This window comes from Enterobacter asburiae, from assembly GCF_001521715.1.
Lineage (GTDB): Bacteria > Pseudomonadota > Gammaproteobacteria > Enterobacterales > Enterobacteriaceae > Enterobacter > Enterobacter asburiae.
On the sequence record NZ_CP011863.1, the window covers coordinates 3,667,298 to 3,681,401 of the forward strand.

At 57.1% G+C, this 14,104-nt stretch carries 12 protein-coding genes; 6 read left to right on the forward strand and 6 right to left on the reverse strand.

Going from position 1 to position 14,104, the window contains the following annotated elements; translation table 11 throughout:
* Positions 1-7 precede the first annotated feature (7 nt).
* The 4 genes from fsa to argE all read right to left on the reverse strand — a co-directional run bounded on the left by fsa (position 8) and on the right by argE (position 5,732).
* Positions 8-670, reverse strand: a complete 663-nt coding sequence (fsa, locus tag ACJ69_RS17715) for a fructose-6-phosphate aldolase (RefSeq protein ID WP_059347420.1) — start codon at positions 668-670, stop codon at positions 8-10.
* A 128-nt stretch (positions 671-798) separates the two neighbouring features.
* Positions 799-1,563: a helix-turn-helix transcriptional regulator gene (locus ACJ69_RS17720; RefSeq protein ID WP_059347422.1), complete on the reverse strand. Its 765-nt coding sequence runs from the start codon at positions 1,561-1,563 to the stop codon at positions 799-801.
* Between the two features lie 94 nt (positions 1,564-1,657).
* Entirely contained in the window at positions 1,658-4,309 is a 2,652-nt protein-coding gene (ppc, locus tag ACJ69_RS17725; RefSeq protein ID WP_023309665.1) for a phosphoenolpyruvate carboxylase, read from the reverse strand.
* A 271-nt stretch (positions 4,310-4,580) separates the two neighbouring features.
* A complete protein-coding gene (gene argE / locus ACJ69_RS17730) occupies positions 4,581-5,732 on the reverse strand; it encodes an acetylornithine deacetylase (protein WP_023309677.1) in 1,152 nt (383 codons plus the stop codon).
* Between the two features lie 88 nt (positions 5,733-5,820).
* On the opposite strand from argE, the gene argC reads away from it, so the two are divergent.
* From argC to oxyR, 4 genes are all read left to right on the forward strand, one after another.
* Positions 5,821-6,825, forward strand: coding sequence for an N-acetyl-gamma-glutamyl-phosphate reductase (argC, locus tag ACJ69_RS17735; protein ID WP_045355532.1), 1,005 nt, complete (start codon positions 5,821-5,823; stop codon positions 6,823-6,825).
* Between the two features lie 6 nt (positions 6,826-6,831).
* Positions 6,832-7,608: an acetylglutamate kinase gene (argB, locus tag ACJ69_RS17740; RefSeq protein WP_153252515.1), complete on the forward strand. Its 777-nt coding sequence runs from the start codon at positions 6,832-6,834 to the stop codon at positions 7,606-7,608.
* Between the two features lie 74 nt (positions 7,609-7,682).
* Entirely contained in the window at positions 7,683-9,056 is a 1,374-nt protein-coding gene (gene argH / locus ACJ69_RS17745) for an argininosuccinate lyase (RefSeq protein ID WP_059347424.1), read from the forward strand.
* A gap of 337 nt (positions 9,057-9,393) precedes the next feature.
* Complete coding sequence (gene oxyR / locus ACJ69_RS17750; RefSeq protein WP_023309664.1) at positions 9,394-10,311, forward strand: DNA-binding transcriptional regulator OxyR; 918 nt, start codon at positions 9,394-9,396, stop codon at positions 10,309-10,311.
* Here oxyR and sthA read toward each other — a convergent pair.
* Positions 10,294-11,694, reverse strand: coding sequence for a Si-specific NAD(P)(+) transhydrogenase (sthA, locus tag ACJ69_RS17755; RefSeq protein ID WP_008501785.1), 1,401 nt, complete (start codon positions 11,692-11,694; stop codon positions 10,294-10,296). The two genes, oxyR and sthA, sit on opposite strands and share 18 nt — an antisense overlap.
* Positions 11,695-11,890: 196 nt before the next feature.
* On the opposite strand from sthA, the gene fabR reads away from it, so the two are divergent.
* A complete protein-coding gene (gene fabR / locus ACJ69_RS17760; protein ID WP_008501784.1) occupies positions 11,891-12,529 on the forward strand; it encodes an HTH-type transcriptional repressor FabR in 639 nt (212 codons plus the stop codon).
* 9 nt (positions 12,530-12,538) lie between these two features.
* Positions 12,539-12,898 (forward strand): YijD family membrane protein, encoded by a 360-nt coding sequence (locus ACJ69_RS17765; protein WP_008501783.1) that lies wholly within the window; start codon positions 12,539-12,541, stop codon positions 12,896-12,898.
* Positions 12,899-12,975: 77 nt separating this feature from the next.
* Here the strand turns inward: ACJ69_RS17765 and trmA are convergent, their stop codons facing one another.
* Positions 12,976-14,076: a tRNA (uridine(54)-C5)-methyltransferase TrmA gene (gene trmA, locus ACJ69_RS17770; RefSeq protein WP_059347426.1), complete on the reverse strand. Its 1,101-nt coding sequence runs from the start codon at positions 14,074-14,076 to the stop codon at positions 12,976-12,978.
* Positions 14,077-14,104 lie beyond the last annotated feature (28 nt).

The following is a 14,104-nucleotide window of genomic DNA, read 5'->3' on the forward strand; positions in this document are numbered from 1 at the left end:
TTCTCCCTTAGAGGTTGAGGTTACCAAACGCGTTTTTCCAGTCCTGCTCGAACTTCTCTATGGCTGACTCTACCGCTGGCGTGCCGAGCATTTGTTGCGCTACGTCTAAGGGAAGCGTGATTGCCTCGCATCCCGCCAGCAGGCAGTCCAGCGCCTGACGCGGCGTTTTGAAGCTGGCGGCCAGCACGCTGCTTTCCGGCGCGTGCATTTCCAGGAGGGATTGCAGCTCCTGGACCATGCGAATGCCGTCACCGCCCTGAGCGTCAACGCGGTTTACATACGGCGCGACATATTTCGCGCCTGCCAGCGCGGCGAGCAGGCCCTGTGCCGCGCCGTAAACGGCGGTTCCCAGCGTGGTTATCCCCTCTTTTTTCAATGCCTTAATCGCGATGAGCCCCTGAGCCGTCACCGGGATTTTCACCACGATGTCAGGGACGGCGTTACTCAGGCGTTTGGCCTCCGCCACCATGCCTTCGGCATCGCGGCTCATGGTTTGAGCAAACAGCGTGCCTTCCGGTCCGATGGCTTTTTGCAGACGCGGCAGCACGTTCCAGATGGATTCACGGCTGGCGGCAACGATGCTCGGGTTGGTGGTAACGCCCGCAATGGGGAAAACACGCGCCAGGCGTTCAACTTCCGCCACGTTGGCGGTATCCAGGTACAGTTCCATTATTTTTCCTTAAGTCAGAAAGGTTGAATAAAGGATAAGACGCGGGCAGGCAGAGCGGATACAGGCCAATTTTGCCAAATACTGGACAAATGTAATGTCCTTAGCGAAGTGCGAGAGCGATCACAATGCTATTTTTTGGCGATCAGCTCGCTGTGATACTGGCGACGATATTCGGAAGGGGAACGCTCGGTGTGCTTGCGAAAGAGACGGCAGAAGTAATTGCTGTCTGTAAACCCGCAGCTTGCGGCGATATCTTTGATTTTAAGATCGTAGCCTTTCAGCAGCTGGCGCGCGTGTTCGAGTCGCGTTTGGGTCAGGTATTCGTTGAACCCCACGTTGCCAATCTTCTGAAAGAGGTGGGAAAGGTAGTTCGGCGAGACGTAGAACGCCTGCGCGACGGATTCACGGGTTAACGCCGAAGCATGATGTTCTTCGATGAAGCGGCGAATGGCCTCAAACAGGGCGCGGCTGCGGCTGGCGGTGTGGATATCGCTGCCAAGCAGATCCCGGCAGTGGCTGAGCAAGCTTAATACCACCAGTATCGCGGTCTCTTGCTCATCCGGCTGCATCTGTAATTCGGTTAGCGACTGTAGAAGAAAAGCACCCGTTCGCGGACCGCGGCGGGCAACCTGGAGCTGCTGCACAAGCGTATTGTCATGCTGTAACTCGATAGTCAGCAGCTGCTTACCGAAATGTATGCTCAGGGCGTCAGGCGATGGCTGCGTTAAGTGTCCAAAGGATGAATATATCGCCTCACAGGGGGTATCAAGGGTAATGACGAGGCAGGGAGATGTTCGGGTGTATTGTTCAGACAGCGCTGAGAAATGAATCTGACCCAGCGGTAGCGTGCGGTTCACCAGGTCTGCCAAAATTTGGGTGATATCGAAATGCATGAGAAGACTACCGAAATGTGCCGGGTGGCGCTAACGCTTACCCGGCCTATCAATCATAGGTCCGGGCAAGCGCGGCGCCGCCAGGCATAGCGTATTAGCCGGTGTTACGCATACCCGCAGCAACACCCGCAATCGTCACCATCAGCGCCTGTTCAACGCGCGGATCCGGCTCTTTACCTTCTTCTTCCGCCAGACGCGAACGGTGCAGCAGCTCTGCCTGCAGGACGTTCAGCGGGTCGGTGTAGATGTTACGCAGCTGAATAGACTCGGCAATCCACGGCAGGTCCGCCATCAGATGTGAGTCGTTGGCGATGTCCAGCACCACTTTGATGTCGCCTTCCAGCAGTTCGCGTAGCTCTTTACCCAGCGCCCACAGCTCTGGTTTCACCAGACGCTGGTCGTAGTATTCCGCCAGCCACAGGTCGGCTTTCGAGAAGACCATCTCCAGCATGCCCAGACGGGTAGAGAAGAACGGCCAGTCGCGGCACATGGTTTCCAGTTCGTTCTGTTTACCGTCTTCCACCACTTTTTGCAGCGCGGCACCGGCACCCAGCCAGGCGGGCAGCATCAAACGGTTCTGCGTCCAGGCGAAGATCCACGGGATCGCGCGCAGAGACTCTACGCCACCGGTCGGGCGACGCTTCGCAGGACGTGAGCCCAGCGGCAGTTTACCCAGCTCCTGCTCAGGCGTGGCCGAGCGGAAGTAAGGGACGAAATCTTTGTTTTCACGCACGTAGCCGCGGTACAGATCGCAGGAGATATCGGACAGTTCGTCCATGATATGGCACCAGGATGCTTTCGGCTCCGGCGGCGGCAGCAGGTTTGCTTCCAGGATCGCGCTGGTGTAGAGCGACAGGCTGCTGATGGTCACTTCCGGCAGGCCGTATTTGAAGCGGATCATCTCGCCCTGCTCGGTGACGCGCAGGCCGCCTTTCAGGCTTCCCGGCGGCTGCGACAGCAGCGCTGCGTGCGCCGGTGCGCCGCCACGGCCAATTGAACCACCGCGTCCGTGGAACAGGGTCAGTTCAATGCCGGCTTTCTCGCAGGTTTTGATCAGTGCGTCCTGCGCCTGATACTGCGCCCAGGATGCCGCCATCACGCCCGCGTCTTTAGCGGAGTCGGAATAGCCAATCATCACCATCTGTTTGCCCTGAATAAAGCCGCGGTACCAGTCGATATTCAGCAGCTGGGTCATGACGTCGTTGGCGTTGTTCAGGTCGTCGAGGGTCTCAAACAGCGGGGCGACCGGCAGAGCGTAGTCGATTCCCGCTTCTTTCAGCAGCAGATGAACGCCCAGCACGTCGGACGGGGTCTTCGCCATGGAGATCACATAGGCGGCCACCGATCCTTTCGGCGCATCCACGATCGCTTTACAGGTGTTGAGCACTTCGCGGGTTTCGTTGCTTGGCTCCCAGTTGCGCGGCAGCAGAGGGCGCTTCGAGTTCAGCTCGCGGATCAGGAAGGCCTGTTTGTCGGCTTCGGACCAGCTTTCATAATCGCCGATGCCGAGATAGCGGGTCAGCTCGCCCAGCGCTTCGGTATGACGGGTACTTTCCTGACGGACGTCGATACGCACCAGCGGCACGCCGAAACACTTCACGCGGCGCAGGGTGTCGAGCAGTTCGCCGTTAGCGATGATGCCCATCCCGCAGGCCTGCAGTGATTTATAACAGGCGTAGAGCGGCTCCCAGAGCTGTTCGTTCTGGCTGAGCAGCCCTTCCGGCTTCGGCAGGCGCTGACCTTTCAGACGCGCTTCCAGCCAGGCCTGAGTGGCCATCAGCTGACCACGCAGTTTTTTCATCAGGAAACGGTACGGCTCGCTGGCGCCTTCTTCTCCGGCCAGCGCGCGCAGTTCAGGCGTTGCCTCAACCATCGACAGCTCGGAGATCAGCACCTGAATGTCTTTCAGGAACAGGTCGGTCGCTTTCCAGCGGCTCAGCAGCAGGACGTGACGGGTGATTTCTGCGGTCACGTTCGGGTTGCCGTCGCGGTCGCCGCCCATCCAGGAGGTGAAGCGCACCGGAACAAAGTCGACCGGCAGGCGGTAGCCGAGGTTCTCTTCCAGCTGTTCGTTCAGCTCGCGCAGGTAGTTAGGTACCCCTTCCCACAGGCTGTTTTCCACCACCGCAAAACCCCATTTGGCTTCGTCGACCGGGCTTGGGCGATGCTTACGAATTTCATCGGTGTGCCAGGACTGGGCAATCAGCTGGCGCAGACGGCGCATCAGCTGGTTACGTTCGTAGTCGGCAATGTCTTTATTATCCAACTGCTTCAGACAGTTGTTCACTTCCACCATTTTGTGGATCAGGGTACGACGGGTAATTTCAGTGGGGTGTGCGGTCAGCACCAGCTCCAGCGAAAGTGACTCCACCGCTTTTTTGATGGTGGCTTCGTTGAGGTCTGGCTGATCTTTCAGTTTACGAAGGGTGCGGGCAATGACTTCCGGGTTGCTTGCCGCTTCGCCATTTGGCGAAATGCTGTGGTATTGCTCAGCGGTGTTAGCCAGGTTCAGGAACTGGCTGAATGCGCGTGCAACGGGCAGCAGCTCATCGTTTGAGAGGTTCTGCAAGGTGGTGAGCAGCTCCTGACGACTGGCCTCGTTACCGGCACGGGAAGATTTGGACAGCTTGCGGATGGTTTCAACGCGGTCGAGGATGTTCTCCCCCAACGCGTCTTTGATGGTATCTCCAAGCACTTTGCCGAGCATACTGACATTACTACGCAACGCGGAATATTGTTCGTTCATAAAAACCCAGTCACCCCATCATTTTTGTTTATGTCCAGGCGAAAATTTTCTGGACATTATTTTGTCATCTCCCTTTATAAAGCCACGTAAAACCCCCGTCGTCAATTGCTGCGAAAACGGTTCAGCAAACGAATAAATGTGGGCAATTTACGAAATTTAATTCGCATTGCTTCAGATAAGAGATGCTTATGGGAATGTGACGGAGATCATGCGGTTTATTGCCCTCACCCTAACCCTCTCCCACAGGGAGAGGGGACTCTTCGGTGCGGTTTTAATGCCAGCAGAAGTGATGCACAACCTGAGTAATCAGTTCGCGGGTTGGCTTGATGAAGCGGGTTTCCAGATATTCATCCGGCTGGTGCGCCTGGTTGATGGAGCCGGGGCCCAGGACCAGCGTAGGGCAAAGCGTCTGAATAAACGGCGCTTCGGTGCAGTAGTTCACCACGTCGGTTTTCTCACCGAGCAGCTTTTCCACCACCTCAACCAGCTGATGGTCCGGCGGGCATTCGTAACCCGGGATCGGCGGATGCAATTCGGAGACCGTCAGGCGGCCCGGCCAGCGCTCGCTCACCGGAGCCAGCGCTTCATTCAGCAGGCCGTCGAGATCGCTGAGGGTCATGCCCGGCAGCGGGCGGATGTCCATATGCAGTTCGCAGCAGGCGCAGATGCGGTTCGAGGCATCGCCGCCGTGCAGGCTACCGAGGTTCAGGGTCGGATACGGCACGGTGAACGCGTCGTAGTGGTAGCGCTCTTTCAGATCGTCGCGCAGGGTCATGATGCGCCCGATGGCATCATGCATCAGCTCAATGGCGTTCACGCCGCGCGCCGGATCGCTGGAGTGGCCGGACTGGCCCAGCACGCGCACGGCGGTAGAAATATGGCCTTTGTGCGCGCGGATCGGCTGCAGAGACGTCGGCTCGCCGATGATCGCGCAATCCGGACGAATCGACGTGTTTTCAGAGAAGTAGCGCGCCCCCGCCATGCTGGTTTCTTCATCGGCGGTCGCCAGAATGTAGAGCGGTTTTTTCAGTTTCGTCACGTCCACGTCACGCAGCGCGTCGAGGATAAAGGCGAAGAAGCCTTTCATGTCGGCGGTGCCCAGGCCATAGAGCTTGTTGTCGTGCTCGGTCAGGGTGAACGGATCGCGCGTCCAGCGGCCGTCGTCAAACGGCACCGTATCGGTATGACCGGCCAGCAGCAGGCCGCCCGCACCGGTTCCGGTGCTGGCGAGCAGGTTAAATTTGTGGCGGGTTCCGGGGACGGGTTGAACCTCAACGTTAAACCCAAGATCGCTAAACCAACCCGCCAGCAGATTGATTAAAGACTCATTGCTCTGATCCAGCGCTTCTTCCGTTGCGCTGATGGACGGTGTGGCAATCAGGGCGCGGTAGATCTCGATAAATGGCGGTAAGTTCATTTTCATTGTTGACACACCTTAGGTCGTGATAGTATCAATATTCATGCAATAAATGTGAATAAAAATACATTAACGTTGAGCATAAAGGAACCCGATGTTGAATACGCTGATTGTAGGCGCTAGCGGTTATGCGGGCGCAGAGCTTGTAAGCTACGTGAATCGCCATCCACATATGACCATAACCGCTTTGACCGTGTCAGCGCAAAGCAATGATGCAGGAAAGTTAATTTCCGATTTGCATCCGCAGCTTAAGGGCATTGTCGATCTGCCGCTGCAGCCCATGTCTGACATCAGCGAGTTTACCGACGGCGTCGACGTGGTGTTTTTAGCCACCGCGCACGAGGTCAGCCACGACCTGGCGCCGCAGTTCCTGGCGGCCGGCTGCGTGGTCTTCGACCTTTCCGGCGCGTTCCGCGTGAACGACGGCGCGTTTTATGAAAAATATTACGGTTTCACCCATCAGCATCCGGATCTGCTTGAAAAAGCGGTGTACGGCCTGGCGGAGTGGAGCGCAGATAAACTGAAAGAAGCGGACCTGATTGCCGTTCCGGGCTGCTACCCGACGGCGGCGCAGCTTTCCCTGAAGCCGCTGATCGACGCAGGTCTGCTGGATCTGAGCCAGTGGCCGGTGATCAACGCCACCAGCGGCGTGAGCGGTGCAGGACGCAAGGCCGCTATCTCCAACAGCTTCTGCGAAGTGAGCCTTCAGCCGTATGGCGTGTTTAATCACCGTCATCACCCTGAAATCACGACGCATCTGGGCGCGGAGGTAATTTTCACGCCGCACCTGGGCAGCTTCCCGCGTGGGATCCTCGAAACCATTACCTGCCGCCTGAAGCCCGGCGTGACCAAAGAGCAGGTGAACGAGGCCTTCACGCAGGCGTATGCGGATAAACCGCTGGTGCGCCTGTACGACAAAGGCGTGCCGGCGCTGAAAAACGTGGTCGGCCTGCCGTTCTGCGACATCGGCTTTGCCGTGCAGGGCGAGCATCTGATTGTGGTCGCCGCGGAAGATAACTTACTCAAAGGCGCTGCCGCACAGGCAATGCAGTGTGCAAATATTCGTTTCGGTTTCCCGGAAACGCAGGCTCTTATTTAAGGTGTGATGATGAACCCATTAATTATCAAACTCGGTGGTGTACTGCTGGACAGCGAAGAAGCGCTGGAGCGTCTGTTTACCGCGCTGGTGAACTATCGCGAATCACACCATCGTCCGCTGGTGATTGTGCACGGCGGCGGCTGCGTGGTGGACGAGCTGATGAAAGGGCTCAACCTGCCGGTGAAAAAGAAGAACGGCCTGCGCGTCACGCCTGCTGACCAGATTGACATCATTACCGGTGCGCTGGCGGGTACGGCGAACAAAACGCTGCTGGCGTGGGCGAAGAAACACCACATCGCGTCCGTTGGCCTCTATCTGGGCGATGGCGACAGCGTAAAAGTGACCCAGCTCGACGAAGAGCTCGGCCACGTTGGACTGGCGCAGCCAGGTTCGCCTAAGCTGATTAACACGCTGCTGGAAGGGGGATTCCTGCCGGTGGTGAGCTCTATCGGCGTGACCGAAGAGGGCGAGCTGATGAACGTCAACGCTGACCAGGCGGCGACGGCACTGGCGGCAACGCTTGGCGCGGATCTGATCCTGCTCTCCGACGTGAGCGGCATTCTGGACGGCAAAGGTCAGCGCATTGCGGAAATGACGGCTGAGAAAGCCGAGCAGCTGATTGCTCAGGGCATTATTACCGACGGCATGATCGTCAAAGTGAACGCCGCGCTGGATGCCGCACGCACGCTGGGCCGTCCGGTGGATATCGCCTCCTGGCGTCACGCGGAACAACTGCCGGCGCTGTTTAACGGCACGCCGATTGGCACGCGTATTTTAGCGTAAGTTTTTATTGAATGACCGTAGGCCGGGTAAGCGAAGCGCCACCCGGCAGAACTAACGAATAAAGGAATCATGTTATGGCACTTTGGGGTGGGCGTTTTACACAGGCAGCGGATCAGCGGTTCAAACAGTTCAACGACTCTTTGCGCTTCGACTACCGCCTGGCCGAACAGGATATTGTCGGCTCTGTGGCCTGGTCCAAAGCGCTGGTGACGGTGGGCGTACTGACCCCAGACGAACAATTACGGCTGGAAGAAGCGCTGAACAATCTGCTGGAAGAGGTGCGTCTTAACCCGCAGCAGATCCTCGAAAGCGATGCTGAAGATATTCACAGCTGGGTGGAAGGTAAACTGATCGACAAGGTCGGCCAGCTAGGTAAAAAGCTGCATACCGGCCGCAGCCGTAACGACCAGGTCGCCACCGATCTGAAGCTGTGGTGTAAAGATACCGTTGGCGAACTGCTGGCGGCTAACCGTCAGCTGCAGAGCGCGCTGGTGGAAACCGCGCAGAACAACCAGGACGCGGTGATGCCGGGTTATACCCACCTGCAGCGCGCGCAGCCGGTGACCTTCGCGCACTGGTGTCTGGCCTACGTCGAGATGCTGGCGCGTGACGAAAGCCGTCTGCAGGATACCCTGAAACGTCTGGACGTCAGCCCGCTGGGCAGCGGCGCGCTGGCCGGTACGGCGTATGAAATCGACCGTGAGCAGCTGGCAGGCTGGCTGGGCTTTGCCTCCGCCACCCGTAACAGCCTGGACAGCGTGTCCGACCGCGACCACGTACTGGAGCTGCTCTCCAATGCGTCTATCGGAATGGTGCATCTGTCGCGCTTTGCCGAAGACCTGATCTTCTTTAACTCTGGCGAAGCGGGCTTCGTCGAGCTGTCCGACCGCGTGACCTCAGGCTCCTCCCTGATGCCACAGAAGAAAAACCCGGACGCGCTGGAGCTGATCCGCGGCAAGTGTGGCCGCGTGCAGGGCGCGCTGATCGGCATGATGATGACCCTGAAAGGGCTGCCGCTGGCGTATAACAAAGACATGCAGGAAGACAAAGAAGGGCTGTTCGACGCGCTCGACACCTGGCTGGACTGTCTGCATATGGGCGCGCTGGTGCTGGACGGCATTCAGGTGAAACGTCCGCGCTGTCAGGAAGCGGCGCAGCAGGGCTATGCGAACTCTACCGAACTGGCGGATTATCTGGTGGCGAAAGGCGTACCTTTCCGTGAAGCGCACCATATTGTGGGTGAAGCGGTGGTGGAAGCCATTCGTCAGGGTAAACCGCTGGAAGATCTGGCGCTGGCCGACCTGCAGAAGTTCAGCGCGGTTATCGGGGATGATGTATATCCGATCCTTGCGCTGCAGTCCTGTCTGGATAAACGTGCCGCGAAAGGCGGCGTGTCGCCTAAGCAGGTGGCGCAGGCGATAGCGGATGCGAAAAACCGGTTGGTTTGATTTGGTTTGAACAGTGCGGGCTGGTGTCCTCACTCCGGCCCTCTCCCACGGGGAGAGGGAGCAAACACTAAAAATGGCAACTTCGGTTGCCATTTTGCTTTTACCTCGGGTTTTTTTTACGCAAAAAAAAAGCGGACCACGGGGTCCGCAAAAGTTCACGTTGGCTTTAGTTGTTCGAGTTTTGAGAGAAACTCGCTGACGGTGCGGGGACGTCAAGGGTCAAACACGTGCCGCCTCGTCTATGTGGTGTATTATTCAACAGAATGCTTGATAGGGATAATCGTTCGTTGCTATGCTATCTATCGCCATGAACTATCGTGGCGACGGAGGATGAATAATGAATATTCGTGATCTTGAATACCTGGTAGCGTTAGCCGAGCATCGTCACTTTCGCCGCGCGGCAGACTCCTGCCACGTCAGCCAGCCCACGCTGAGCGGTCAGATCCGCAAGCTGGAAGACGAGCTGGGCGTGATGCTGCTGGAGCGCACCAGTCGTAAGGTTCTGTTCACACAGGCAGGTCTGCTGCTGGTGGATCAGGCGCGCACCGTGCTGCGCGAGGTCAAAGTGCTCAAGGAAATGGCAAGCCAGCAGGGGGAGGCAATGTCCGGCCCGCTGCATATCGGCCTGATCCCAACCGTTGGCCCGTACCTGTTGCCGCACATCATTCCGATGTTGCACCAGACGTTCCCGAAACTCGAAATGTACCTGCATGAAGCGCAGACCCATCAGCTGCTGGCGCAGCTAGACAGCGGCAAGCTCGACTGCGCCATTCTGGCGCTGGTGAAAGAGAGTGAAGCCTTTATTGAAGTGCCGCTGTTCGATGAGCCGATGATGCTGGCGATCTATGAAGATCACCCGTGGGCGAACCGCGATCGCGTGCCGATGGCCGATCTGGCCGGTGAAAAGCTGCTGATGCTGGAAGATGGCCACTGCCTGCGCGATCAGGCGATGGGCTTTTGCTTTGAAGCGGGTGCGGATGAGGATACCCATTTCCGCGCAACCAGCCTGGAAACGCTGCGTAATATGGTCGCGGCGGGAAGCGGTATTACGCTGCTGCCTGCGCTGGCCGTGCCGCGCGAGCGTAAGCGTGATGGCGTGGTTTATCTGCCGTGCATTAAGCCGGAGCCGCGTCGCACTATCGGCCTGGTGTATCGTCCGGGTTCACCGCTGCGCAGCCGCTATGAGCAGCTGGCAGAGGCCATCCGTGGTTCGATGGATGGCCATTTCGACAGCGCGTTAAAACAGGCGGTTTAAGCCGTTCAGCGCAGCTACCCGATAGGCTTCCGCCATGGTCGGGTAGTTAAAGGTGGTGTTAACGAAGTACTCAATGGTGTTACCACCGCCTTTCTGCTCCATTATCGCCTGGCCGATATGAATGATTTCCGCCGCGCGTTCACCAAAGCAGTGAATGCCGAGGATCTCTTTGGTCTCGCGATGGAACAGGATCTTCAGCGTTCCCACGCTCATCCCCACGATTTGCGCCCGCGCCAGATGTTTAAACTGGGCACGTCCCACCTCGTAAGGCACCTTCATTGACGTCAGCTGCTGCTCGGTTTTCCCGACAGAACTGATTTCCGGGATGGTATAGATGCCCGTCGGAATATCTTCGATCAGGTGCGCCGTCGCTTCGCCTTTTACCAGCGCCTGTGCGGCAATGCGTCCCTGGTCGTAAGCGGCTGAGGCCAGGCTTGGGTAGCCAATCACATCGCCGACCGCGTAAACGTGCGGCAGGGCGGTCTGATACATGCTGTTGACCTTCAGCTGACCGCGACTGTCGGTTTCAAGCCCGATATTTTCCAGCTGCAGTGAATCGGTGTTGCCGGTACGACCGTTGGCATACAGCAGGCAGTCTGCTTTCAGCTTCTTACCGGACTTCAGGTGCATGATCACCCCGTCGTCACAGCCCTCAATCTTCTCGTACTCTTCGTTGTGGCGAATCACCACGCCGCTGTTCCAGAAGTGGTAGGAGAGGGAGTCCGACATCTCCTGATCGAGGAACGCCAGCAGGCGGTCACGGGTGTTGATCAGGTCAACTTTGACGTCCATTCCGCGGAAGATCGACGCATATTCGCAACCAATGACCCCTGCGCCATAGATAATGACGTGGCGGGGTTCATGGTGCAGGCTCAGAATCGAGTCGCTGTCGTAGACGCGCGGGTGCGAGAAGTCCACGTCGGCCGGATGGTAAGGGCGTGAGCCGCAGGCAATCACAAATTTTTCAGCCGTGATGGTTTCAACCGAACCGTCGTGGCATTCGAGTGCCAGGGTGTGTTCATCCACAAAATGCGCGTTGCCCTGCAAAATTTCACAGTGGTTACGCTCATAAAATCCCTGACGCATGCGTGTCTGCTGGTTAATAACGGTATCCGCGTGATTCAGGATGTCAGCAAAGGATGAACGAAGAAGTCTGGAGTGGTCGCTGTAAAGAGGGTTCTGGTTAAATTCGATAATGCGGCTAACGGCGTGGCGGAGGGCTTTCGAAGGGATGGTGCCCCAGTGGGTGCAACCGCCGCCGACATTATGGTAGCGCTCGATGACCGCTACTCTGGCTCCCTGTTTCACCAGACCCATAGCAGCACCTTCGCCGCCGGGGCCGGAACCAATAACTATTGCGTCGTAATCGTAGGAATGTGGCATGGTAAGGCTTACCTGTTCTTATACATAAAAGCAACAGAATCATAACATCATTGGCAGAGTAACCCAATTATCGTTGTGCTTTTTTCGGGCAGTGGGGCACAAACCGCACGTAAACAATCATTCACAAAGCCAGGCAAACAGATTAATTTTATTCTCTGGTATAGTGCCATCAGGCCTTTGGAAGGATTCAACTATCGTGATGGGCGTAAGAGCACAACAAAAAGAGAAAACCCGGCGTTCGCTGGTGGAAGCCGCATTCAGTCAACTGAGTGCTGAGCGGAGTTTTGCCAGTTTGAGCCTGCGCGAAGTCGCACGCGAGGCCGGTATTGCGCCAACGTCCTTCTATCGTCATTTCCGTGATGTGGATGAACTGGGCCTGACCATGGTCGACGAGAGCGGTCTGATGCTGCGCCAGCTGATGCGCCAGGCGCGTCAGCGTATCGCCAAAGGGGGCAGCGTGATCCGCACCTCCGTATCGACCTTTATGGAATTTATCGGCAATAACCCCAACGCGTTTCGTCTGCTTCTGCGCGAGCGTTCGGGCACATCGGCGGCGTTTCGTGCCGCCGTCGCGCGTGAAATTCAGCACTTCATCGCGGAACTTGCCGACTATCTTGAACTCGAAAACCATATGCCGCGTGCGTTTACTGAAGCACAGGCTGAGGCGATGGTGACGATTGTTTTCAGCGCGGGTGCCGAAGCGCTGGATGTCAGCATTGAACAACGCAAGCAGCTCGAAGAGCGGCTGGTATTGCAGCTCAGGATGATCTCCAAAGGCGCGTACTACTGGTATCGCCGTGAACAAGAGAAACTGGCACATCAAACCGAAGAGTGAAGGTGAGTAATGAAACAGTCAGGTCAGGATAAAGGGACGCTGTTGCTGGCATTGATCGCTGGCTTATCCATTAATGGTACGTTTGCCGCTATTTTTAGCTCAATCGTTCCATTTTCGATTTTCCCGCTTATTGCGCTGGTGCTGACGGTTTACTGCCTGCATCAACGTTACCTGAACCGCACCATGCCGGTGGGGTTACCGGGGCTGGCCGCTGCCTGCTTTATTCTGGGGGTATTGCTATATAGCACGGTGGTTCGCGCGGAATATCCGGATATCGGCTCTAACTTCTTCCCTGCGGTACTGTCTGTGGCGCTGGTGTTCTGGATTGGCTCGCGCATGCGTAGCCGTAAGAGCCAGTTACCAGAGTAATGAATTATTTGTAGGGCAGGTAAGCGAAGCGCCACCTGCCAAAACGCGGATGGCGCTATGCTTATCCGGCCTACAGATCACCGTGCGGTAAGTAAAACGCCGCACTCCATATGGTGCGTATACGGGAACTGATCGAACAGCGCCAGACGTTCAACCTTGTGCGTCTGGCCTAATGTTTCGAGGTTCTTGCACAGCGTCTCCGGGTTACAGGAGATGTACAAAATACGCGGGTACGCCAGCACCATCTTCTCGGTTTCGCTGTCCAGGCCACTGCGCGGCGGGTCGACAAAAATTGTCTCACACTGGTAGCTCTTGAGATCGATCCCTTCCAGACGGTTAAACTGGCGTACGCCGTTCATGGCCTGCGTGAACTCTTCTGCGGCCATACGAACGATCTGCACGTTGTCGATATGGTTAGCGGCGATGTTGTACTGCGCGGCAGCCACCGACGGCTTGGCGATTTCCGTTGCCAGAACGCGATCGAAGTTACGCGCCAGCGCCAGGGAGAAGTTGCCGTTACCGCAGTAGAGCTCAAGCAGATCGCCCGTTGACCCTTCCGTCGCCTTCAGCGCCCACTCGAGCATCTGCACGTTCATCGCGGCATTCGGCTGGGTGAAGCTGTTCTCGACCTGACGATACACCATCTCTTTACCTGCCACCGGCAGGCGCTCGTCGATGTAGTCCTGATCCAGCATGATTTTGGTTTTTGTCGCGCGGCCAATCAGGTGAACGTTGATGTTCTGCGCGCGCAGCGCATCGCGCAGCGCTTCTGCCTGCTCGCGCCACTCGTCGTTAAGCGCTTTGTGATACAGCAGAGAGACAATTGCCTGATTGCTTTGCGTGGTCAGGTAGTCAATCTGGAACAGCTTGTTACGCAGTACCGGATTGTTGCGCACGCCGTCCATTATCAGCGTCATCAACTGGTTAATGAGCTCGCTCGCCGCCGGAAAGCTGTCCACGCGAATACGGGATTTCGTCTGCTGATCGAAAATGATGTGGTACAGGTCGTCGCCGTCGTGCCAGATCCGGAACTCGGCGCGCATGCGGTAGTGGCTGACGGGAGAGCGGAACACCTCGGGAACGGGCGCGTTGAAAGGCGTCATCATACTTTGCAGGCGGACGACTTTCTCTGCCAGCTGCGCGTCGTACTGTTCTGTCGGGAGGTGTTCTGGGGTCATGATGCGTCCTGAATGATAAAGAATTACG